We start from the raw sequence: 20,853 nt of genomic DNA on the forward strand, positions 1-20,853 counted from the left end.
TTCAGCCGCTCGGCCTCCGTGGCGGCCTCGCTGCGCAGCCGTACGGCCACGGACTCGCCCTCGGCGCGGGACTGCGCGGCGTCGGCGGCGGCCTCGGTACGCAGCCGCTCGGCCTCCGTCGCGGCCTGCTCCTGGAGCGTGCGGACCCGCTCGGCCGCCTCCGCGCGCAGCCGCTCGGACTCCTCGCTCGTCTCGCGGCGGATCCGCTCCGCCGCCGTACGCGCCTCGGCGAGCGCCTCCTCGGCAGCGGTCACCCGGGACTCGGCCTCGGCCTGCAGCCGGGTCAGCTCGGCGGCCGCCTCGGCCTTGCGGGCCTCGGCCCCGCGTTCGGTCTCCTCGCGCAGTTCCTCGGCCGCCTTCTCCGCCGCCGCGGTCAGGGCGTTGGCCTGCTCCTCGGCCTCGGCGCGGAGCTTCTCCGCCTCGGCGCGGCTGCGCTCCAGCGCCTCTTCGGCCTGCTTGCGCAGGGTGGCGGCGCGCTCGGCGGCCTCGGTCCTGACCCGCTCGCTCTCGGTGCCGGCGGAGGTCCGCAGCTCCTCGGCGTCGGACTTGGCCTCGGTGAGCAGCTCCTCGGCGGTACGAGCGCCCTCCTCCAGCTGCTGCACGGCCTCGCGACGGGCCTCGCCGCGGATCCGCTCGCCCTCGGCCACGGCCTCCGAGCGCAGCTGCTCGGCCTCGCCGCGGAGCCGGCGGGCCTCCTCCTGCAGCTCGACAGTCTTGGCCCGGTACTCCTTGGTGTCGTCCTTGGCCGCGCCCTTGAGCTGGTCCGCCTGCTCGGCGGCCTCGTTCTTCAGCCGGTCCGCCTCGGCCTCGGCCTCGCGGCGGATCCGGTCGGCCTCCTCGCTCGCGGCCCGGGTGGTGGACGTGGCGTCGTCGGAGGCCTTGGTCAGGACCTCCTCGGCGCTGCGGGCCGCCTTCGCGAGCTGGGCGGCCGCGTCCTCGGCGGCCAGGGTGCGGGCCTTCTCGGCTGCCTCCGCGACCACCCGCTCGGCCTCGGCCCGGGCGTCGACGAGCGCCTGCTCGGCCTCCTCCTTGAGCGTCTCGGCCTGCTTCGTGGCCTCGCCGACCAGCCGGGCGATCTCGGACTTGGCCGTACGGGTGCGCTGCTCGTTCTGCGACTCGGCGCCGGCCAGCCGCTTGACCGCGGCCTCCTTCGCCTCCGCCAGGACCTTCTCGGCCTCCAGCCGGGCCTCGCGCAGCCGGGTCTCGGCCTCCTGCATGCGCTGCTCGGCGGTGCGGTTCAGCTCGGCGGTCTGCTGCCGGGTCTGATCGGTCTCGGCTGTGGCCGTCGAGCGCAGCTGCTCGGCGTGGCTGGTGGCCTCCTGCGCCTGGGTGGAGGCGGCGGCGAGCAGCCGCTCGGCATCCCTGCGGGCCCGCAGCAGTGTCGACTCGGCCTCGGCACGGGCCGACTCGGCCTCGGAACTGACGCGGCGGCGGGTCTCCTCCGCCAGCCGGGAGGCCTCGCCACGGGCGGCGGCCAGCGACTGCTCGGCCTCCGTGCGCGACTCGTCCAGGAGCCGACGGGCCTGGGACTCGGTCCTGGCCCGCAGCTGCTCGGCCCAGGCGACGTTCTCGTTGACGTGGGACTCGACGGTCTGCCGGCGTTCCGCCAGCTCCTGGTCGAGCCGCTGGCGCCGCTGCACGGCCTCTGCGTGCAACTCGGCCTGCAGACGGGCCTGGTGCTCCGCGTGCTCCTGCAGGATCCGCTGCGTCTGCGCCCTGGCCTCGCGCAGCTCGCGCTCCGCGTCGGTCCGCAACTGGTCGGCCTGGATCTGGGCATTGCGGAGCATCTGTTCGGCCTGGTAGCCGATGTCCGCGCTGTCGTGCGCGGGACGGGTCGCCAGACTGCGCCGTGCCTCGTGCAGCTTGGCGCGCAAGACCTCGACCTGGTAACCGAGGTCCTCGGCGTGCTGGACGGCCTTCTCCCGGTCGGTCTTCAGCCGGTCCATCTCGGCTTCGAACCGCGAGAGATGGTCGTCGTCAGCTCGGTGGCTCTGCTGGCTCTCGTAGCCCCGCACTGCGCGGTCCCATCCTTCCCCGAGCTCTCAACTTCGTTCGAGCAGGGGACACCCCAACCCGAGCTCTCAACTCTGTTCGAGCAGGGGAGACCCCAACCCTCGTCGCAATTCTCCGTACGAGCACCGCTCGCCGGCGAGCGGTGCCCCGGGGAATGGTGACAGATCAACGGCGAGGACGCGGCGCGGCCCCGACCCGGCTCCGGCCCGGAACCGCCCACTCTACCGGGCCGGGTATCGGTCGGGTCAGTGCTCTGTTGCCGAGGTGACGAGTTCGGTCAGCACACCGTGGCAGTCCTTGGGGTGGAGGAAGGTGATCCGGGAGCCCATGGAGCCGGTCCTGGGCTCGTCGTACAGCACCCGGACGCCCTTCTCGCGGATGTCCGCGGCGTCCCCGTCGACGTCCGCCGTCCCGAACGCGATGTGGTGCACTCCCTCGCCGTTCTTCGCCAGCCACTTGCCAACGGCCGAATCCTCACGGGTCGGCTCCAGCAGCTGGAGGTAGGAAGCCCCGCCGTCCGAGGTGCCGTTGATCTTCAGCATGGCCTCCCGGACGCCCTGCTCCTCGTTGATCTCCGAGTGGTGCACCTCGAAGCCGTAGGTCGCGCGATAGAACTCCACTGTCTTGTCGAGGTCGAAACAGGCGATTCCGATGTGGTCGATTCGCGTCAGCATGGAACCAGTGCAGCGCCCCGGGGGTGGTTACGCAACGTGCGCGCGATCACACCGACAGCCGGATGACGGGCGCCGTACCGCTCAGTACATTCAGGTAAACCCTCGTTCACAACCAATCCCAAGGGGCTGTGCCTCATGTCTGGAACGACCGGAACCACCTCAGTGATCGTCGCGGGCGCCCGGACGCCCATGGGCCGTCTTCTCGGCTCGCTGAAGAGTTTCTCCGGAGCCGACCTCGGAGGCGTCGCCATCAAGGCGGCGCTGGACCGGGCGGGTATCGGCGGCGACCAGGTCGAGTATGTGATCATGGGCCAGGTGCTCCAGGCCGGGGCAGGGCAGATCCCGGCACGCCAGGCCGCGGTCAAGGCGGGGATCCCGCTGAACGTCCCGGCGCTCACCGTCAACAAGGTGTGCCTCTCGGGGCTCGACGCGATCGCGCTCGCGGACCAGCTGATCCGCGCGGGCGAGTTCGACGTCGTGGTGGCCGGCGGCCAGGAGTCCATGACCAACGCTCCCCACCTGCTCCCGAAGTCCCGCGAGGGCTACAAGTACGGCGCGGTCGAGATGCTCGACTCGATGGCGTACGACGGTCTGACGGACGCCTACGAGAACATCCCGATGGGCGAGTCCACCGAGAAGCACAACACCCGTCTCGGCCTGGCCCGCGCAGAGCAGGACGAGATCGGTGCGCTGTCCCACCAGCGCGCCGCCGCCGCCCAGAAGAACGGCATCTTCGAGGCCGAGATCACCCCGGTCGAGATCCCGCAGCGCAAGGGCGACCCGGTCCTCTTCTCCAAGGACGAGGGCATCCGCGCCGAGACGACCGCCGAGTCCCTCGGCAAGCTGCGGCCCGCCTTCACCAAGGACGGCACGATCACCGCGGGCACCTCCTCGCAGATCTCCGACGGCGCCGCCGCCGTCGTCGTCATGAGCAAGGCCAAGGCCGAGGAGCTGGGCCTGGACTGGATCGCGGAGATCGGCGCCCACGGCAATGTGGCGGGCCCGGACAACTCGCTCCAGTCGCAGCCGTCCAACGCCATCCGGCACGCCCTGAAGAAGGAGGGCCTCGGTGTCGAGGACCTCGACCTCATCGAGATCAACGAGGCCTTCGCGGCCGTCGCGGTCCAGTCGATGAAGGACCTCGGCGTCACCTCCGACAAGGTGAACGTGAACGGCGGCGCGATCGCGCTCGGCCACCCCATCGGCATGTCCGGCGCCCGTGTGGTGCTGCACCTGGCCCTGGAGCTGAAGCGGCGCGGCGGCGGCACCGGGGCGGCTGCCCTGTGCGGCGGCGGCGGTCAGGGCGACGCGTTGATCATCCGCGTACCGGGCAAGTAGTACACCGTACGAGCGAGCGAGGAGGCCGAGCGTGAAGGTGGACGTCCCCACCCTGGTCGAGCAGGCGCGGGAGGGCAGACCGCGTGCGGTGGCCCGGCTCATCTCCCTGGTGGAGGGTGCCTCACCGCAGCTGCGTGAGGTGATGGCCGCCCTGGCACCGCTCGCGGGCCACGCCTACGTCGTCGGCCTGACCGGATCGCCGGGTGTCGGCAAGTCCACCTCGACCTCGGCGCTGGTCTCCGCCTACCGGAGGAACGGCAGGCGGGTCGGGGTCCTGGCCGTCGACCCGTCGTCGCCGTTCTCCGGGGGCGCGCTCCTCGGGGACCGGGTCCGGATGTCGGAGCACGCCTCCGACCCGGGCGTCTACATCCGTTCGATGGCCACGCGCGGCCATCTGGGCGGACTGGCCTGGTCGGCGCCGCAGGCGATCAGGGTGCTGGACGCGGCGGGCTGCGACGTGATCCTCGTGGAGACGGTGGGGGTCGGCCAGTCGGAGGTGGAGATCGCCTCCCAGGCCGACACCTCCGTCGTCCTCCTCGCCCCGGGCATGGGCGACGGCATCCAGGCGGCGAAGGCCGGAATCCTGGAGATCGGTGACGTGTACGTCGTGAACAAGGCCGACCGGGACGGCGCGGACGCCACCGCGCGCGAGCTCAACCACATGCTGGGCCTCGGGGAGTCCCGGGGCCCCGGCGACTGGCGGCCGCCGATCGTGAAGACGGTCGCGGCCCGGGGCGAGGGCATCGACGAGGTCGTCGAGGCCCTCGAGAAGCACCGGGCGTGGATGGAGGAGCACGGCGTCCTGGACGGGCGGCGGACGGCACGTGCGGCCCGCGAGGTCGAGACGATCGCCGTCACGGCCCTCCGCGAGAAGATCGCCGATCTGCACGGCGACCGCCGGCTGGACGCGCTCGCGGAACGGATCGTGGCCGGAGGCATCGACCCGTACGCGGCGGCGGACGAGCTGGTCGCGGGGATCACCGGGCTGCCGGCCGGCGGCTGAGGTCCACGGTTCCCCGGGGGCGGCGTGCGGGCCGCCCCCGGGACTCGCCGGTCAGGCGCTCGTCCCCGGTAGCCGGGCACCGGTGGGACCGGGAACCCTCCTCCGGGCGAAGCCGCGCACCGTGAGGAAGGCGGCGGCGCACAGGCAGCCGCCGGAGAGAAGGAGGAGCACGACGATCGTGGGGTTCACCCACGCGGGAACGAGATCCACGGTCGCGCCGCATTTCGCGTGCAGGGGGAAGAGCCGCTGTGACTCCAGGTAGTGCGCGGCGTTCCAGGTGTCGTCGAAGGAGCCGGTCCTGCTCACGCACGACTCCTCGATGTCCAGACCGGGCTGGGCGAGCCCCAGGAACCACGTGGTCACCGCGTTCAGGAACGCGATGCACGCCAGTGCGGCCATCGACGACGCCCGCAGGAGTCCGGGTGCGCGCTGTCGGCGCCGTACCGCCACGGCCACGGCGGTGCACACGAGTGCGGTCGGAATCCAGAGCTGAACCGCCCCGGTGAGTGAGGTCTCCATCCTTCGATCCTGGCAGGGAGGCCCTGAGGTCCGACCCTGCGTACGGACATGCCCGGCCACGTGATGTGGCCGGGCAGGCGGCGCCGTCGGAAGCGGGGCCCACGCACCGTGGTCCTCGATCGAGACGGCGTCGGCGGTGCGGGGACGAGCGGCTACAGCTTGCCGCGCCGCCCGCGCAGATGGTCCGCGATCGGGGTCAGCGCCGCGTGCAGTGCGGCGAGTTCCTCGGGGGAGAGCAGGTCCATGAAGTGCCTGCGCACCGACTCGACATGGTGCGGCGCGACCTTCTTCATCGTCTCCGCGCCGAGGTCCGTGAGGACCGCGAACAGCCCGCGCCGGTCCGACTCGCAGTGCTGGCGCCGGACCATGCCGGCGTTCTCCATGCGGGTGATCTGGTGCGAGAGCCTGCTCTTGGACTGCAGGGTGGCGGCGGCGAGATCGCTCATCCGCATCCGCTGGTCGTCCGACTCGGAGAGGTTGACCAGGATCTCGTAGTCGTTCATGGTCAGGCCGAACGGCTGGAGGTCCTTCTCCAGCTGATGCGTCAGCAGCCTGCTGACGTCCAGGTGGGTACGCCAGGCGCACTGCTCCGCGTCGGTCAGCCAGCGAGTGGCCGTCTCGGTCTCCATGTATGGATTCTACCTAAGATGTTGAAAGCCGGACGAAGTCTGGGAGTGTGACTCCGCGCACGCGCTGCCGGGCGTCACACTCCGCAGACTACCGTTCACAGCCCGAAGCGACGCTGGAGGTCCCCCAGCTGACCGGGCATGCGGGGTGTGGAGCCGTGTTGACCGCCCGCGCCACCGGGGCCGCCTCCCGGAACTCCCGGCTGGTGGGGCACGGCGCCGGTGGCCTGCTCCGGCATCAGTACCTCGGTCGACTGGAGCAGCACCGTACCCGCCCCGACGAACTCGAACTGGTGCTCCTCGCCCGAGGTGCCCCCGATCCCGGTGAGCGAGCGGAGCCCGCCCATCACTCCGGTCATGTACCCGTGATCGTAGTGGTGGCACGGCGAGGGGCAGTCCGCCCACCCCACCAGCGCCTGCGGGTCCACCCGCAGCGGCGGCTCCATGAAGACCACCGGACCGTTGGACGCGGCGACGAACTTCCCCGTCCCGATCAGCGTCAGGAACCCCGGCACGATGGACTGCTTCAGCGCCAGCGTCGGCTGGTACGCCAGCAGATTGCCGGACCGGATCGTGAGGTTGCCGTCCTCCAGGTCGAAGGAGTTCACGTCGAAGGCCCGGTCGGCGAGCAGCATCTTGCCGCTGCCCTCGGCCACCACCCAGTCGCTCGCGTGCAGCGGGGAGTGGAAGCTCGTCCGGATCAGCCGCTCGAAGCGCCCGTGGCCGATGCCGTTGAAGTCGATCTGCCCGTAGTAGGCGATCATCTTGCCCTTCTGCAGGAACCACTGGCTCCCCTTGAGCTCCACGCAGAAGGTGTAGGCGTTGACGTTGTCGTCCGACGGCAGCGTCATCGGGTCGAAAATCACCGGCGTGCTCACAGCTTCTCCTCCGACGCCTGGACGTACACCGCACCGTTGCCGCTGAGCTCCAGCTGGAACGCCTCGCCGGAGCCGCGCCCCACCATGTCCCGCCAGCCGAGCGCGGTGGACAGCTTGTTGGTCACGTCCCCGTGGTGGGCGACGTAGGCCTGCGGGTCCACGTGCACCGTCCGCCCCTGTGCGATCGGCAGCTCGATCACCCCGCCGTGCGCCATCACGGCGACCGCTCCATGGCCCTTGAGTGTCGTCGTGAACAGGCCCTGCCCGGTCACCTGGCCGCGCACCATGCCCATCACCCCGCCCTGCGAGCCCATGAACATGGTGCCCTGCGTGAGCGTCCCGTCGAAGGCGAGCAGCCGGTCCGCCTCGACGTGGAGGGTGTCCCCGGCCAGGTTGATCACCTGGATGTGGTGCCCACCGTGGCCGAACATCACCGTGCCGCTGCCCTCGACCGTCATCAGGGGGGTGGCCTCGTTCGCCACCCGCCGGCCGATCATCGAGGCCAGACCGCCCTGGCCGCCCTGGATGTTCGGCGTGAAGGAGACGTCGCCCCGGTAGGCGATCATCGCGCCGCGCTGGCTGTACATCTTTCGGCCGGGTTCCACCACGGCCTCGACCATCTTCGAGTTGATCTCGCGGAACGGCATCAGACATCGCCCCCGACGGTGTTCCGCTCGCTGGGCTGGACGTAGACGAGCCCGTCGCCCTCGAAACGGATCTGGAAGGACTCGCCGGACCCCTCACCCATGAGCGTCCGGAAGTTCACCCCGGACTGGAAGTGCTGCTGGAGCCTGCCCTGGTGGGCTACGTAGGCGCCGGGGTCGACGTTCAGCGGGTACTGGGGTGTCACCCGCAGCACCACGGCCGAGCCGTCCGACATGATCGCCGCCTGGCCGGTGCCCTCGACGGTCGTCGTGAACAGCCCGTTGCCGCTCGCCCCGCCGCGCAGGCCCGTGAAGGACGTGCCGGTGCGCAGCCCCGCGTCGGTGGCCAGCAGGTTGCTCGCCTCGACGTACAGCGTCTCGCCGTGCAGGGAGACCAGGTTGATCTCGCTCGCCCGGTCGGCGAAATAGCAGGTTCCCTGCCCCTTCACCTCCATCATCACCATCTGCTCGCCGGTCAGCCGGCGGGTCACCATGCCGCGCAGGCCCTCACCGCCGCCGGACATCTTCTTGAACGCCATCCGGCCGTCGTACGCGACCATCGAGCCGTTCTTCGCCTTGACGGCGTCGCCTGTCAGGTCGACGGCGAGCGTCTTGCTGCCTTGGAGTCGGAACATCGCCACGGTGCGACGGTAGCGGCAGCGGGGTCCGGCGGACAGGGCCGGGAGGCCCGTACCGACCCTGAGGTGACCCTGATATGCGCCGATACGTGCCGGGGGTGCGGGGTGCGGCCCCCCTGCCGGAGAGGTGCGCGGCCGATGCCACAATGGATGTGCTTGTGCCTGCGTTCACAAGCCGACACGCCCCTCCCACCGAAGGTGCCCTCGTGGACATCAAGACCGCTTCCGCCCTGCACCGGCTGCGCCTCATCTCGCTTCCCGAGGCGCTGTCCTTCCCGGCCCTGATCCTCTTCGGGTCGGTCCTGAGCCGCGTCTCGGACATCGACTACCTGATGATGCCGCTGGGCATGCTGCACGGCGTTCTCTTCACCCTCTACGTGGTCTTCCTCCTGGACGTCTGGGTGAAGGCCAAGTGGCCGCTCAAGCGGGTCGCCCTGTTCTTCCTCCTCGCGGTCCTGCCCTTCGGCGGGCTCTACGGCGAGAAGCTGCTCAAGCGGTACGAGGCCGACGGCGTCATCGCCGCCCGTGCCCGCGCCGAGGGGACGGTCAGCGCGTGATCGTCGCCTTCTCCGTCAGTCCGCTGGGTGTGGGCGAGGACGTCGGTGAGTACGTCGCCGACGCCGTCCGCGTCGTCCGCGAGTCGGGGCTGCCCAACCGCACGGACGCGATGTTCACCTCCGTCGAGGGCGAATGGGATGAGGTCATGGACGTCGTCAAGCGCGCCGTCGCCGCCGTCGAGGCACGTGCGGGCCGCGTCTCCCTGGTGCTGAAGGCCGACATCCGGCCCGGCGTCACCGACGGTCTGACGTCCAAGGTGGAGACGGTCGAGCGACACCTGGCGGGCTGACGCGCCGTCCGCGCCGTCCCACGCACACGAAGAGCCCCCGGCCCCGGGGGCTCTTCCCGTTCGGGCGAAGAAATCCCCTCACTCGGTCCTTCCCGGTCGACACCTTGCCGTATCTCCCCTTCTGTGGGCATACCGGCGTATTCGACCATGGGAGGCGTGATGCCGTCGGAGCGTGACGACCACGACAGCGGCGGACTCCTCGCGGAACCGCCCGCGAGCGGGTACCGGGTGACGCGGCGGACAGGAGCGGTGCTCCTGACGGCTCTCGTCCCCGCGCTCACCGGACTGCTCCTGCTCCACCTGCTGTGGCCCACGCACTGGACCGCACGCGGGGAAGGCGGGCGCTGGCTGGTGCTCGCCGACTCCGTGATGCTGGTGTCCGTCGGCCTGACCGAGCTGTTGCTGCTGGTCAACGCGGTCGCCGTCGTGTACGCCGTGTCGGTGGCCGGGGACCCGGGCCCGGTGGCTCCCGAGCCCGCCACCGAGGCCGCGCTCCTCGTCACGTACGTGCCGGGCGGTGCGCCCCTCTCCGCGGTGCGGGCGACCCTGGAGGGTGCCGTACGGATGCGCCACCCCGGTCCGCTGGACGTCTGGCTGCTCGACGAGGGCGACGACCCGGAGGCCAGGATGCTCTGCGCCGAGCTGGGCGTGCACCACTTCACCCGGCTGGGGGTGCCCGAGTGGAACCAGGAGAGGGGGCCGCACCGGGCCGGCGCGAAGCACGGCAACCACAACGCCTGGCTCGCCAAGCACGGCGGCGGCTACGGCGTCCTCGCCACCGTGGACGCCGGTGACGTCCCGCGGCCGGGCTTCCTGGAGCTGACGACGGGCCATTTCGGGGACCCCGACGTCGCCTTCGTCGTCGGGCCGGGCGGGAGCGGCGCAGCCGCCGTGGCCCGGCAGTCCTCCTACGGCGCGCTGGTCCAGCGCGCCGGCAACCGCCACGGCACGCCCGTGCTCACCGGCGCCGGAGCCGTCGTGCGCGTCGCGGCGCTGCGCCAGGCCGGAGGCTTCCACGACTCGGCGGCGGGGGAACTGACCACGGGATTCGCGATCCACCGCCTGCGCAACCCGTCGACCGGGCGGTACTGGCGCTCCGTCCGGACCCCGGACGTGCGGTCCGTCTCCCCGGCGGACCGGGCCGCCCACCGTCCCGGCCGGATCGCCGGGACGAGCGGGGTGCTGCTGCGGCAGTACGGGAAGGCGCTGTTCCGGGTGGGGCCCGGCCGTCTGCTCAGTTACACGCTGACGCTGCTGCGCCGCCCCGTGGCGGCCGCCACCTGTCTGCTCGGGGCACTGAGTCTCCTGCTGGCCTGCACGCACACGGAGACGGGCGTCCGGGCGGTACTCCCCCTGGCCACCGCTCTCCTGTCGGGGGCGGTGCAGGTCCTCACGGTCGTGCGCCGGCGCGGAAGCCGTCCCGTCGGGGAGCGGTCCCGCCCGGTGTGCCCCGCGCAGGAGGCCGACGCGACGACGGGGCCCGCCCTGGCCTCCACCGCCACCCCGGCGGGAGGCAGCTGAACCGTCCCCGCCCGGGGGAGGGCTCCGCGCTCAGGACTCCTGGGCCGCCAGCGCGATGCCCAGCGGGGTGCGCTCGTACAGGACCTGGTGGCCGTAGCGCCGTGAGGTGAGCAGTCCCGCCGCGCGCAGCACCGACAGGTGCGCGGAAACGGAGGACGGGGCGAGCGAGAGCCGGTGCGCCAGGGCGCTCGTCCCGGCCGGTTCCCCGAGGGCGCACAGCACGTCGGCGCGGGCCCCTCCCAGCAGCCGGGCGAGCGCGTCCGGCGTCCGCTCGGCGGACTCCGCCCACAGCCCGCCGATCCCGCGCGCGGGATAGATCACGGCCGGCTGCCACGGGGCCTCGTAGCCGCCGATGACATCGGGCCACGCGAAGACGCTCGGCATCAGGACGAGCCCCTGCCCTCCCAGGACCCGGCTGTGGTTCCCCCGGGTGCCGGCCACGGTCAGGGTCGAGTCCGCCCAGCGCAGCCGGGGGCTGATCTCGCCGAGCAGGCGCTCGAAGCCGACCTCGGCGAGACGGCGGGAGTGGAAGGCGACATCCGCCTCCAGCAGTGCACGGAGCCGGGGCCAGTGCGGCTCGATCATCACGTGCCAGGCCCGCTCCAGCAGGTCGGCCAGCTCCTGGACCGCACGCGCCGGGTCGGCCAGCATCCGCCGCCCGCCGGGGGAGTGCGCGGCGCCCGGGGTGTCGGCGAGGGCGAGGGCCATGTCGGCGCGTGCGGTGGCCGGATCCGTCGCGCGCAGGGCCCTGAGCTCCTCCGCGAAGGTGGCGAGCGGCCCCAGCGGCGGCGGGCAGAGGAAGTCCGGGTTGTAGCCGGGCTCCGGCATCAGCCTCCACAGCGGCGTGAGATCCAGCCCCGCGGCACCCTCCTCGATCCGCCGGAGCCACGGCAGGTGGTAGCCGTGCCGGGCGGGGCGGTTCAGGGTGCGCACGGCCTCCTGCGTCTCCCAGAGCGGTGAGAGCGCGAAGCGGCAGCGGAGCAGATCGCTCTCGTCGAAGTGCAGATGGAACGGCATGAGGCACCCAGGTTTCGGCGTGAGCCGAAAGTCTACGGACGCGACGGGTCTCTGCACCATCCTGCGTCCATGCCGAAGGACATCACCGCACCGGCGGGTACGCCCCGCGAGGAGCCCGCCGGTGCGCCGGCCCCGCCCCCGGAAAGCGCTGGTCCGGACCCCGCCGCCGGGGGATACCGGGCGGTGTTCGCCGTGCGGGAGTTCCGGGCGGTCTTCGCCGCGCACCTGCTCTCGCTCCTCGGCGTGGTCGTCAGCGAACTGGCGCTCACCGTGCTCGTCTACGAACTGACCGGCTCCCCCCTGCTCTCCGCCCTCACCTTCGCGCTCGGCTTCCTCCCGTACGCCGTCAGCGGCACGCTCCTCGCCGGGGTCGCCGACCGCTACCCCGCCCGCAGGGTCCTCGTCATCTGCGACCTGATCTGCGCCGGCTGCGTCGCCGTGATGGTGCTGCAGGCCACCCCCGTCTGGGGACTCCTCGCGCTGCGCTGCCTGGTGGCCGCGGTGGCGCCCGTCTTCACCGGGACCCGGACGGCGGCCCTCACCGACATCCTCGGCGAGGGCGACCTCTACGTGCTGGGGCGCTCGCTGCTGCGCCTCGTCTCGCAGAGCGCCCTGCTCGTGGGCTTCGGCGCGGGCGGGGTGCTGCTCACCGCGCTGTCCGCGCGCGGGGCGATCACCGTCACCGTGCTGACCTTCCTCTCCTCGGCCGCGCTGCTGCGCCTCGGCACCCGGGACCGGCCCGCACGCACCGAGGGGGGCACCGGTGGCGCCCTGCTCGCGGACTCGCTCTCCGGGGCCCGTGCCGTCCTCGGCGACCGGCGGATCCTGGGTCTGCTCCTCCTCTTCTGGGTCCCGGCCTTCTTCGTGGTCGCCCCGGAGGCCCTGGCCGCGCCCTACGCGGACGCGATCGGTGCCGGTCCCGCCGGGGTCGGGCTGCTGATGGGCGCGATGGCCGTCGGACACATCGGCGCCGAGCTGTACGTGGGGACCGCCCTCGGCCCCCGCGCACGCTCCCGGATCGTGCTGCCGGCCGCCGCCCTCGGGCTGCTGCCGCTCGCCCTGTACGCGTTCCGTCCCGGCACGGTCCTGGCGCCGGCCGCGCTCGTCCTGGCCGGGGCCGGTGCCGCGTACGTCATAGGGCTCGACCAGTGGTTCGTCGAGGCGGTCCCCGAACACCTGCGGGGCCGCGCCATGACTCTGCTCACCGCCGGGCTGATGACGGTCCAGGGCCTCGGCATGGCGCTTGCCGGGCTGGCCGCGGAATTCCTCCCGGTGCACGAGGTGATCGCGTGGTCGGGCGCGCTCGGCACCCTCTGCACGCTTCTGCTCGCCGTGGAGGTGCGTAGAACACGCGTCCGGTACCGAAGTGCGAGACAGAGCTGACCGCCATGTGACCAGTGGGTAAGGTCGTGCCGTGCCGAAGCCGCTCAGCCTCCCCTTCGATCCCATCGCCCGCGCCGAGGAACTCTGGCACCGGCGCTGGGGGCCGGTGCCCTCCATGGGCGCGATCACGTCGATCATGCGTGCGCAGCAGATCCTGCTCGCCGAGGTGGACGCGGTGGTCAAGCCGTACGGGCTGACCTTCGCCCGGTACGAGGCGCTGGTCCTGCTCACCTTCTCCCAGGCCGGTGAGCTGCCGATGTCCAAGATCGGCGAGCGCCTGATGGTGCATCCCACCTCCGTGACGAACACCGTCGACCGGCTGGTGCGCTCGGGGCTGGTCGACAAGCGCCCCAACCCCAACGACGGGCGCGGAACCCTGGCCTCCATCACGGACAAGGGCCGTGAGGTCGTGGAGGCGGCCAGTCAGGACCTCATGGAGATGGACTTCGGGCTGGGGGCCTACGACGCCGAGGAGTGCGCCGAGATCTTCGCGATGCTCCGCCCCCTGCGGGTGGCGGCCCAGGACTTCGACGACAAGCGGGAGTGAGGGGGCGGGGCGCCCGAAGATCGCCCCGAAGGTCCGGTTACGCTCGATGCCATGAAACGCAGCGTGCTGACCCGCTATCGGGTGATGGCCTACGTCACCGCCGTCATGTTGATGATCCTCTGTGTGTGCATGGTCTTCAAGTACGGATTCGACACCGGCGAGGGCCTGACCCTCGTGGTCTCGCAGCTCCACGGTGTCCTGTTCATCATCTACCTGGTCTTCGCCTTCGACCTGGGCTCCAAGGCGAAGTGGCCGGTCGGCAAGCTGCTCTGGGTGCTGGTCTCCGGCACGATCCCGACCGCCGCGTTCTTCGTCGAGCGGAAGGTCGTCCGCGAGATCGAGCCGCTGGTCTCGGACGGCTCCCCGCAGGCCGTCAAGGCCTGATCCCGCACCACCCGGACCGTCCCGCGCAAAGCGCCGGGCGGTTTGCCGTCGACATTTAGTAGGACGTCCTAGTAAATTTGATCCATGGACGCATCAGCGATCGAGGAAGGCCGCCGGCGCTGGCAGGCCCGTTACGACAAGGCCCGCAAGCGCGACGCGGACTTCACCACGCTCTCCGGGGACCCGGTGGAGCCCGTCTACGGGCCGCGCCCCGGCGACACGTACGAGGGGTTCGAGAGGATCGGCTGGCCCGGCGAGTACCCCTTCACCCGGGGACTCCACGCCACCGGCTACCGGGGTCGGACCTGGACCATCCGCCAGTTCGCCGGCTTCGGCAACGCCGAGCAGACCAACGAGCGGTACAAGACCATCCTGGCCAACGGCGGCGGCGGACTCAGCGTCGCCTTCGACATGCCGACCCTGATGGGCCGCGACTCCGACGAGGCCCGCTCGCTCGGCGAGGTCGGGCACTGCGGTGTCGCCATCGACTCGGCCGCCGACATGGAGGTCCTGTTCAAGGACATCCCGCTCGGTGACGTCACCACCTCGATGACGATCAGCGGCCCCGCCGTCCCGGTCTTCTGCATGTACCTGGTCGCCGCCGAGCGCCAGGGTGTCGACCCTGCCGTGCTCAACGGCACGCTCCAGACCGACATCTTCAAGGAGTACATCGCGCAGAAGGAGTGGCTCTTCCAGCCCGAGCCCCACCTGCGCCTCATCGGCGACCTGATGGAGCACTGCGCCCGCGACATCCCCGCGTACAAGCCGCTCTCGGTCTCCGGTTACCACATCCGTGAGGCCGGGGCGACGGCCGCGCAGGAGCTCGCCTACACGCTCGCCGACGGCTTCGGATACGTGGAGCTCGGCCTCTCCCGCGGTCTGGACGTCGACACCTTCGCCCCCGGACTCTCCTTCTTCTTCGACGCGCACCTCGACTTCTTCGAGGAGATCGCCAAGTTCCGAGCCGCCCGCCGGATCTGGGCACGCTGGATGAAGGAGACCTACGGCGCGAAGACCGACAAGGCGCAGTGGCTCCGCTTCCACACCCAGACGGCCGGAGTCTCGCTCACCGCCCAGCAGCCCTACAACAACGTCGTACGCACCGCCGTGGAGGCGCTCTCCGCTGTCCTGGGCGGCACCAACTCACTGCACACCAACGCCCTGGACGAGACGCTCGCCCTCCCCTCCGAGCAGGCCGCCGAGATCGCGCTGCGGACGCAGCAGGTGCTCATGGAGGAGACCGGCGTCGCCAACGTCGCCGACCCGCTGGGCGGTTCGTGGTACGTCGAACAGCTCACCGACCGCATCGAGGCCGACGCCGAGAAGATCTTCGAGCAGATCAGGGAGCGGGGTACCCGGGCGCACCCGGACGGCAGGCACCCCATCGGCCCGATGACCTCCGGCATCCTGCGCGGCATCGAGGACGGCTGGTTCACCGGCGAGACGGCCGAGTCGGCCTTCCGGTACCAGCAGTCGCTGGAGAAGGGCGAGAAGAGGGTCGTCGGAGTCAACGTCCACCACGGGTCCGTCACCGGCGACCTGGAGATCCTGCGGGTCAGCCACGAGGTGGAGCGTGAGCAGGTGCGCGAGCTCGCCGACCGCAAGGGGCGCCGCGAGGAGACGGTGGTCCGGGGCGCGCTGGACGCGATGCTGGCCGCGGCGCGCGACGGCTCGAACATGATCGGGCCGATGCTGGAGGCCGTACGGGCCGAGGCGACGCTCGGCGAGATCTGCGGCGTGCTGCGCGACGAGTGGGGCGTCTACACGGAGCCGCCCGGCTTCTGACGCGAGGTCACGCCTCCTGGGAGGCCGCCGCGCCCAGTCCCGAGAGCAGCAGCAGGGTGAAGCGCTGGGCCCAGTCGGCGTCGACGGGCTCGGCGCTCACCAGCGCGCGGTGCACCACCGCGCCCGCGATCACGTCGAAGATCAGGTCGACGGTGCGCGCCGCCACCGCGGGGTCCTGCTCGACGGGCAGTTCCCCGCGCCCCTCCGCCCGTTCGCGCCCCTGCAGGACCAGCCGCTTCTGCCGGGCGACGATCGAATTGCGTATCCGGTCCCGCAGCGCCTCGTCGCGTGTCGACTCCGCGACCACCGCCATCAGCGCCGTCTTGGTCTCCGGCCGCTCCAGCAGGGCCGCGAACTGGAGCACCACGGCCTCCACGTCGGCCGCGAGACTGCCGAGGTCGGGCAGTTCCAGCTCGTCGAAGAGCACCGCGACCGCGTCCACGACCAGCTCGTTCTTGCCGGCCCACCGGCGGTAGAGCGTCGTCTTGGCGACCCCGGCCCGTGTCGCCACATCGCCCATCGTCAGCTTCGACCAGCCGAGGTCCACCAGCGACGCACGGGTCGCCTCCAGGATCGCGGCATCGGCCTCGGCGCTGCGGGGACGTCCGGATCGGGTGGGTTCGGTGGGGCTGCGGCTCAGCATGCGGGTGACCATACCGGCCGGTAAGTAGTGCTGACCGGCCCCGGAGCCCGTGAGACAGATCACCGTGCGCTCTTGCGCCGCAGGGGGTGCGGGCAGTTACGCTACGGGTCGTAGCGTAAGAAGCGACGGCCGGTCCGTCGCCGCGCCACGACCGTTCGACAACCGCAGGCGCCGGGTGGGGACCCGGCACCGACCACGGGGTTTTTCAGGGCCCCGGGACCGTTTCCGTCCGCGCGCCGCACACTCCGGTGTGGCCTCGGGCGGGGACGGTTCACGGATCGCTTTTCGCGGCAGCGCGCGCAGGGGGGAGGATGTACGTATGCAGCCTAGGAACATGTCCATGAGCGGCGTCGTCGACCTCGCCGCTGTGAAGGCGGCCAACGACGCCAAGGCCAAGGCCGAGCAGGCCCGTGCGGAGTCCGCCCGCCAGGGCGGCGGTGGTGCCGTGGCCCCCGCCTCCCTGGTGATCGACGTCGACGAGGCGGGCTTCGAGACCGACGTCCTCCAGCGCTCCACCGAAGTCCCCGTCGTCATCGACTTCTGGGCCGAGTGGTGCGAGCCGTGCAAGCAGCTCGGCCCGCTCCTGGAGCGCCTCGCCGCCGAGTACAACGGCCGCTTCGTGCTGGCCAAGGTCGATGTCGACGCCAACCAGATGTTGATGCAGCAGTTCGGGATCCAGGGCATCCCCGCGGTCTTCGCCGTGGTGGCCGGGCAGGCCCTCCCGCTCTTCCAGGGCGCGGCCCCCGAGAGCCAGATCCGCGAGACGCTGGACCAGCTGATCCAGGTCGGCGAGGAGCGCTTCGGTCTCACCGGGATCGTCGTGGACCCGGAGGCCGGGACCGACGGCGAGGAGAGCGTCCCCGCCGAGGTGCCCGCCGGGCCGTACGACGCACAGCTGGAGACGGCCGCGCAGGCGCTGGACGCCAACGACTTCGACGGCGCGATCCGGGCGTACCGGAGCGTCCTGGCCGACGAGCCGATCAACACCGAGGCGAAGCTCGGACTCGCCCAGGCCGAACTGCTGGGCCGGGTCGCGGGCATGGACCCGCAGCAGGTCCGCAAGGAGGCCGCGGAGAATCCGGCCGCGCCGGCCGCGCAGATGGCCGCCGCCGACCTGGATCTCGTGGGCGGCCATGTGGAGGACGCCTTCGGCCGGCTCGTCGAGACGGTCCGCCGCAACTTCGGCGACGACCGCGACGCGGTGAGGGTCCGGCTCCTGGAGCTCTTCGAGGTGATCGGGCCGGACGACCCGCGGGTCACCGCGGCCAGGACCGCACTGGCGCGCGTCTTGTTCTGATGTGACAACACGGCCGTGGAGCCCTCGGGGCGCCACGGCCGTTTTCGCGGGTGAACGACAAGGAACCCGTCTGCTTTACCAAAACTTGATAAAAGTACGCACTGTTACTGGCAGTAAATCGCCTCAAGTGGTCTGTCCACATTCGGGGTTGAATTCCACCATTCGCGCAACCCCTCGGTGCCACCCTGTGTGGCCATTCGGTACCCCTTTGTCGTATGCGGGTTATCGGCCCGTTACTAGTGAGTAACGACCCCCCTTGTGTCATGGCCGCGAATGCACCACGATCGGCCACGCTCGGTCCAATACCGCCAGCCCGACGGCCAGTCGGCGCAGGTGGTCCGTTGGGTCCCCACCGGGTGGTCGGCGGCAGTGGCGCCGATCGCGGACAGGGGGGTTCCTGCCCCTGGGCAGGGCCTGTCCGAACCGGTCGCGCAGACGCGCGGTCAGTGGTTGTCGCTCGGGGGTGATCGCCGGTGATTCGGATGCGGTACGCGCCTCCGGTCCGGGCGCTCTCCTTCCCGAGGACGTAGCACTTCTCCCATCCCAGGGCGGGCACGATGCCCGTACCGGAGATGTACGTCCGAGAAGGAGGAAATTTATGAGTTCGCAGGTTCGCGGTGGTACCAGATGGAAGCGTTTCGCTCTGGTCATGGTGCCGAGCGTCGTCGCGACCGCAGCGGTCGGCGTCGGCCTGGCGCAGGGCGCGCTCGCCGCGTCGTTCAGCGTCTCCGGTCAGAGCTTCAAGGTCTCCACCGACAAGCTCGTCGGTGAGGACTTCGTCCAGTACGGCAGCGTCGCGGTCGGCAAGGACCTCGCGGGCAAGGACGCGGCCCACCCGGTGGCGGTGTCGGGCTTCAGCAAGGCCACGATCACCAACATGTGCCAGTCGGTGGTCACGCCCAACCTGCCCTTCGGTCTCGGCAGCGTCAGCCTCCAGCTGAAGGCGGGCACCGACCCGAAGAAGCCCGTCGAGGCGACGAACCTGTACCTCGACGTCGCCCAGCTGGACGCCGACGCGTACTTCGAGAACATCGACATCGGTGTCGCCGCCGGTTCGGTCGGCAAGCCGGGTATCCAGTCCGGTACGGAGAAGGCCGTCAACCCGAACGGCTTCGCGCAGCGTGCCGAGAAGGCCACGCTGTCCAATGTGGAGCAGACGGCGTGGGCGACCACCGCCGGCACCTTCAAGCTGAGCAACCTGAGCCTGAAGCTGCACAAGGGCGTCAAGGAGTGCTTCTAGCACTCGCCCGGGTGGCCGGGGCCCCGTGAGGGTCTCCGGCCACCCACCCCTTCTCTTCTCACAGCAGTACCGGTTCCAGGGAGCTGTTTTCCATGAGCCCCGAGTCCACAGGGCAGAACGAGCACCACCTCACCGTCTACCGGCGGGGATTCCGCACCTGGCGGGGTAACCGGCCGTTCTGGGCGGGCCTGTTCACCATCTTGGGTGGTCTACCCATCGCGTACTTCCCGTACGCCAACATGCACCTCGGCAACATGACGATCGCGATGTCCACCACCGCGGGTGCGGGGTCGCTGATCATCGGGATCCTGCTCATCACGCTCGGCTTCACGATGTGGTTCCACCACATCGTGCGGGTGTTCGCCGGCGTCGCCGCGATCCTGCTCGCGCTGATCTCCATACCCGTCGCCAACATAGGCGGCTTCATCGTCGGCTTCCTGTTCTCGCTCCTCGGCGGAGCCCTCTCCATCGCCTGGGCCCCGGCCGACGCGGAGGGCGCCCCGGCGTCCGAGGGCCACCAGGCGCAGATGTCCCGGGGCGACGCCCCCGCCGCCCCGGAGCACACGCAGGAATTCCCCGGCACGGCTGAGGCCCCGCGGAAGCCGATGCTGTTCAAGGCGGCGACGGCGGAGGCCGACGGTGGGAGGCATCGTGCGGGGTGACGACAGGCAGACGGACGGCTTCGGGACGGAGGAACTTCCGGAGCGAAGAGGGCCCCGCCACGCGGCGCCCAGGAAGTCGCTCCTGACGAAGCTGCACATGCCGGCGGGCAAGAAGGCGTTCGCGCTCGCCGCGATGCCGACGGCCGTCTTCGTGGGCATGGGGCTCACCCCCAAGCTGGCGATGGCCGACGACAACACGGACATACCCTTCGCGCCGGGGCCCTGCGTGACCCGGTCGGACGAGCCGTCCGAGTCGCAGGAACCCGAGGCGGAGCCGACCCCGAGCGCCACGCCGTCCGACGACGCGGGCAAGGACGACGCGGGCAAGGACGACGCGGGCAAGGACGACGAGAGCGGCGCGACCGCAGCGCCGAAGCCCTCCGCGAGTGCGAGCGCCTCCGAGGACGACGCGCCCGGGGAGACCTCCGAGGACAAGGCCGCCACCTCGGCCACCCCCGAGCCCACGAAGTCGAAGAACCCCCTCGACCCGCTGGGTGTCGGCGACGCGCTCAAGGACCTCTTCGACGGACCGGACAAGGAGACGGCCGAGCCGGCTCCCGAGGACACCACCGAGAACCCCGAGCCGACGGAGAGCGCCACCGCCACCAAGCCGGTGGAGAAGGCCACGGAGAAGGCGAAGGAGACGGTCGACAAGACCACCGACGCCATCCGCGACGCGGCCGACAAGGCGGGCGAGGACGTCGAGGAGCTCGGCGACGACGTCAAGGGCCTCGACCCGGTGAAGGACGAGGACATCCCGGACGGCGCCAAGGAGCGCTTCCCCTGCCCGACAGCCGACCCGGACGCGCTCGCCGCGGCCGACCTGGAGCAGGGCGTCCCGCTGCTCCCGGACGACCCGTGGACGCTGGAGACCTCGAAGCTCACGCTCACGGGGCTCGACTACCACGGCATCGTCGAGGTGAAGACGTACAACGGCACCGTCAAGAAGGTGCTGAAGTTCACCGCCGACACCATCGACATCAGGGACCTCCACCAGCTGACGACGGGTCCGGCCGGCACCACCGGCCACGTCAAGGCTGAGGAGGGCTCGACCTCCACCATCCGGGGCGGCACGGTGACGATGTACACGGAGAGCCTGAAGGGCAACCTCTTCGGCATCATCCCCATCACCTTCAGCCCGGAGACCCCGCCGCCGCTGAACGTACCGTTCGCGTTCTTCACCAACGCCACCGT

General features: G+C 71.1%; 21 protein-coding genes and 1 pseudogene. 13 read left to right on the forward strand and 9 right to left on the reverse strand.

All coding sequences use genetic code 11. The features are described 5' to 3' along the window. Nucleotides 1-2,015: polarized growth protein Scy (scy, locus tag B9S57_RS30835; RefSeq protein WP_308457428.1), on the reverse strand; the 2,015-nt coding region annotated here is incomplete at its 3' end. Between the two features lie 243 nt (nucleotides 2,016-2,258). After that, nucleotides 2,259-2,687, reverse strand: coding sequence for a methylmalonyl-CoA epimerase (mce, locus tag B9S57_RS30840; protein WP_103760456.1), 429 nt, complete (start codon nucleotides 2,685-2,687; stop codon nucleotides 2,259-2,261). Between the two features lie 135 nt (nucleotides 2,688-2,822). On the opposite strand from mce, the gene B9S57_RS30845 reads away from it, so the two are divergent. Together B9S57_RS30845 and meaB are read left to right on the forward strand one after the other, a co-directional pair. Beyond that, on the forward strand, nucleotides 2,823-4,025 hold the full coding sequence (locus tag B9S57_RS30845; protein ID WP_103760457.1) for an acetyl-CoA C-acetyltransferase: 1,203 nt from the start codon (nucleotides 2,823-2,825) through the stop codon (nucleotides 4,023-4,025). Nucleotides 4,026-4,056: 31 nt separating this feature from the next. Further along, the gene (gene meaB, locus B9S57_RS30850; RefSeq protein ID WP_103760458.1) at nucleotides 4,057-5,028 is read left to right on the forward strand and encodes a methylmalonyl Co-A mutase-associated GTPase MeaB; all 972 of its coding nucleotides are present in this window, start codon (nucleotides 4,057-4,059) and stop codon (nucleotides 5,026-5,028) included. A gap of 51 nt (nucleotides 5,029-5,079) precedes the next feature. On the opposite strand, the gene B9S57_RS30855 is transcribed toward meaB, so the two are convergent. The 5 genes from B9S57_RS30855 to B9S57_RS30875 all read right to left on the reverse strand — a co-directional run bounded on the left by B9S57_RS30855 (nucleotide 5,080) and on the right by B9S57_RS30875 (nucleotide 8,330). After that, nucleotides 5,080-5,547 carry a hypothetical protein gene (locus B9S57_RS30855; protein ID WP_103760459.1) on the reverse strand — a complete coding sequence of 156 codons (468 nt, stop codon included), beginning with the start codon at nucleotides 5,545-5,547 and terminating at the stop codon, nucleotides 5,080-5,082. A gap of 152 nt (nucleotides 5,548-5,699) precedes the next feature. After that, nucleotides 5,700-6,176: a MarR family winged helix-turn-helix transcriptional regulator gene (locus B9S57_RS30860; RefSeq protein ID WP_103760460.1), complete on the reverse strand. Its 477-nt coding sequence runs from the start codon at nucleotides 6,174-6,176 to the stop codon at nucleotides 5,700-5,702. A 95-nt stretch (nucleotides 6,177-6,271) separates the two neighbouring features. Then, the gene (locus B9S57_RS30865) at nucleotides 6,272-7,051 is read right to left on the reverse strand and encodes an AIM24 family protein (RefSeq protein WP_103760461.1); all 780 of its coding nucleotides are present in this window, start codon (nucleotides 7,049-7,051) and stop codon (nucleotides 6,272-6,274) included. Further along, the gene (locus tag B9S57_RS30870; protein ID WP_103760462.1) at nucleotides 7,048-7,698 is read right to left on the reverse strand and encodes an AIM24 family protein; all 651 of its coding nucleotides are present in this window, start codon (nucleotides 7,696-7,698) and stop codon (nucleotides 7,048-7,050) included. The genes B9S57_RS30865 and B9S57_RS30870 overlap by 4 nt, the downstream gene beginning before the upstream one ends. After that, the gene (locus B9S57_RS30875) at nucleotides 7,698-8,330 is read right to left on the reverse strand and encodes an AIM24 family protein (protein ID WP_103760463.1); all 633 of its coding nucleotides are present in this window, start codon (nucleotides 8,328-8,330) and stop codon (nucleotides 7,698-7,700) included. Before B9S57_RS30875 ends, B9S57_RS30870 begins: the two co-directional genes overlap by 1 nt. A 209-nt stretch (nucleotides 8,331-8,539) precedes the next feature. On the opposite strand from B9S57_RS30875, the gene B9S57_RS30880 reads away from it, so the two are divergent. The 3 genes from B9S57_RS30880 (at nucleotide 8,540) to B9S57_RS30890 (ending at nucleotide 10,701) form a co-directional block, all read left to right on the forward strand. After that, a complete protein-coding gene (locus B9S57_RS30880; RefSeq protein WP_103760464.1) occupies nucleotides 8,540-8,890 on the forward strand; it encodes a DUF3817 domain-containing protein in 351 nt (116 codons plus the stop codon). Continuing rightward, entirely contained in the window at nucleotides 8,887-9,180 is a 294-nt protein-coding gene (locus B9S57_RS30885; RefSeq protein WP_031091528.1) for an MTH1187 family thiamine-binding protein, read from the forward strand. Before B9S57_RS30880 ends, B9S57_RS30885 begins: the two co-directional genes overlap by 4 nt. 159 nt (nucleotides 9,181-9,339) lie before the next feature. Then, complete coding sequence (locus B9S57_RS30890) at nucleotides 9,340-10,701, forward strand: glycosyl transferase (protein WP_103760465.1); 1,362 nt, start codon at nucleotides 9,340-9,342, stop codon at nucleotides 10,699-10,701. 30 nt (nucleotides 10,702-10,731) lie between these two features. On the opposite strand, the gene B9S57_RS30895 is transcribed toward B9S57_RS30890, so the two are convergent. Then, complete coding sequence (locus B9S57_RS30895) at nucleotides 10,732-11,718, reverse strand: DUF5937 family protein (RefSeq protein ID WP_103760466.1); 987 nt, start codon at nucleotides 11,716-11,718, stop codon at nucleotides 10,732-10,734. Nucleotides 11,719-11,787: 69 nt separating this feature from the next. Between B9S57_RS30895 and B9S57_RS30900 the strand changes: the two are divergent. From B9S57_RS30900 to B9S57_RS30915, 4 genes and pseudogenes are all read left to right on the forward strand, one after another. After that, nucleotides 11,788-13,123: pseudogene (locus B9S57_RS30900) on the forward strand (MFS transporter). A gap of 9 nt (nucleotides 13,124-13,132) precedes the next feature. Next, nucleotides 13,133-13,648 carry a MarR family winged helix-turn-helix transcriptional regulator gene (locus B9S57_RS30905; protein WP_103760468.1) on the forward strand — a complete coding sequence of 172 codons (516 nt, stop codon included), beginning with the start codon at nucleotides 13,133-13,135 and terminating at the stop codon, nucleotides 13,646-13,648. A gap of 51 nt (nucleotides 13,649-13,699) precedes the next feature. Further along, entirely contained in the window at nucleotides 13,700-14,032 is a 333-nt protein-coding gene (locus tag B9S57_RS30910) for a DUF3817 domain-containing protein (RefSeq protein ID WP_103760469.1), read from the forward strand. Between the two features lie 84 nt (nucleotides 14,033-14,116). Continuing rightward, on the forward strand, nucleotides 14,117-15,817 hold the full coding sequence (locus B9S57_RS30915) for a methylmalonyl-CoA mutase (protein WP_103760470.1): 1,701 nt from the start codon (nucleotides 14,117-14,119) through the stop codon (nucleotides 15,815-15,817). Between the two features lie 7 nt (nucleotides 15,818-15,824). On the opposite strand, the gene B9S57_RS30920 is transcribed toward B9S57_RS30915, so the two are convergent. Next, the gene (locus B9S57_RS30920; protein WP_103760491.1) at nucleotides 15,825-16,460 is read right to left on the reverse strand and encodes a TetR/AcrR family transcriptional regulator; all 636 of its coding nucleotides are present in this window, start codon (nucleotides 16,458-16,460) and stop codon (nucleotides 15,825-15,827) included. Nucleotides 16,461-16,779: 319 nt separating this feature from the next. Here B9S57_RS30920 and B9S57_RS30925 point away from each other — a divergent pair, with 319 nt between their 5' ends. The 4 genes from B9S57_RS30925 to B9S57_RS30945 form a co-directional block, all read left to right on the forward strand. Further along, a complete protein-coding gene (locus B9S57_RS30925; RefSeq protein WP_103760471.1) occupies nucleotides 16,780-17,757 on the forward strand; it encodes a tetratricopeptide repeat protein in 978 nt (325 codons plus the stop codon). Between the two features lie 598 nt (nucleotides 17,758-18,355). Further along, on the forward strand, nucleotides 18,356-18,997 hold the full coding sequence (locus tag B9S57_RS30935; protein ID WP_103760472.1) for a DUF6230 family protein: 642 nt from the start codon (nucleotides 18,356-18,358) through the stop codon (nucleotides 18,995-18,997). A gap of 92 nt (nucleotides 18,998-19,089) precedes the next feature. After that, on the forward strand, nucleotides 19,090-19,659 hold the full coding sequence (locus B9S57_RS30940; RefSeq protein ID WP_103760473.1) for a DUF6114 domain-containing protein: 570 nt from the start codon (nucleotides 19,090-19,092) through the stop codon (nucleotides 19,657-19,659). Then, nucleotides 19,649-20,853, forward strand: a 1,205-nt coding sequence (locus B9S57_RS30945; protein ID WP_103760492.1) for a hypothetical protein, incomplete at its 3' end; no start/stop codon positions are given. The genes B9S57_RS30940 and B9S57_RS30945, both read left to right, overlap by 11 nt.

Origin of the sequence: Streptomyces sp. SM10 (assembly GCF_002910915.1) — a bacterium.
In the GTDB taxonomy this organism is placed as follows: domain Bacteria; phylum Actinomycetota; class Actinomycetes; order Streptomycetales; family Streptomycetaceae; genus Streptomyces.

Excerpts from the sequence above, each read along its gene's own strand:
- mce (WP_103760456.1), bottom strand. The coding sequence starts at position 2,687 with ATGCTGACGCGAATCGACCACATCGGAATCGCCTGTTTCGACCTCGAC.
- B9S57_RS30845 (WP_103760457.1), top strand. The coding sequence starts at position 2,823 with ATGTCTGGAACGACCGGAACCACCTCAGTGATCGTCGCGGGCGCCCGG.
- B9S57_RS30855 (WP_103760459.1), bottom strand. The coding sequence starts at position 5,547 with ATGGAGACCTCACTCACCGGGGCGGTTCAGCTCTGGATTCCGACCGCA.
- B9S57_RS30860 (WP_103760460.1), bottom strand. The coding sequence starts at position 6,176 with ATGGAGACCGAGACGGCCACTCGCTGGCTGACCGACGCGGAGCAGTGC.
- B9S57_RS30870 (WP_103760462.1), bottom strand. The coding sequence starts at position 7,698 with ATGCCGTTCCGCGAGATCAACTCGAAGATGGTCGAGGCCGTGGTGGAA.
- B9S57_RS30875 (WP_103760463.1), bottom strand. The coding sequence starts at position 8,330 with ATGTTCCGACTCCAAGGCAGCAAGACGCTCGCCGTCGACCTGACAGGC.
- B9S57_RS30890 (WP_103760465.1), top strand. The coding sequence starts at position 9,340 with ATGCCGTCGGAGCGTGACGACCACGACAGCGGCGGACTCCTCGCGGAA.
- B9S57_RS30895 (WP_103760466.1), bottom strand. The coding sequence starts at position 11,718 with ATGCCGTTCCATCTGCACTTCGACGAGAGCGATCTGCTCCGCTGCCGC.
- B9S57_RS30910 (WP_103760469.1), top strand. The coding sequence starts at position 13,700 with ATGAAACGCAGCGTGCTGACCCGCTATCGGGTGATGGCCTACGTCACC.
- B9S57_RS30915 (WP_103760470.1), top strand. The coding sequence starts at position 14,117 with ATGGACGCATCAGCGATCGAGGAAGGCCGCCGGCGCTGGCAGGCCCGT.
- B9S57_RS30920 (WP_103760491.1), bottom strand. The coding sequence starts at position 16,460 with ATGCTGAGCCGCAGCCCCACCGAACCCACCCGATCCGGACGTCCCCGC.
- B9S57_RS30925 (WP_103760471.1), top strand. The coding sequence starts at position 16,780 with ATGCAGCCTAGGAACATGTCCATGAGCGGCGTCGTCGACCTCGCCGCT.
- B9S57_RS30935 (WP_103760472.1), top strand. The coding sequence starts at position 18,356 with ATGAGTTCGCAGGTTCGCGGTGGTACCAGATGGAAGCGTTTCGCTCTG.
- B9S57_RS30940 (WP_103760473.1), top strand. The coding sequence starts at position 19,090 with ATGAGCCCCGAGTCCACAGGGCAGAACGAGCACCACCTCACCGTCTAC.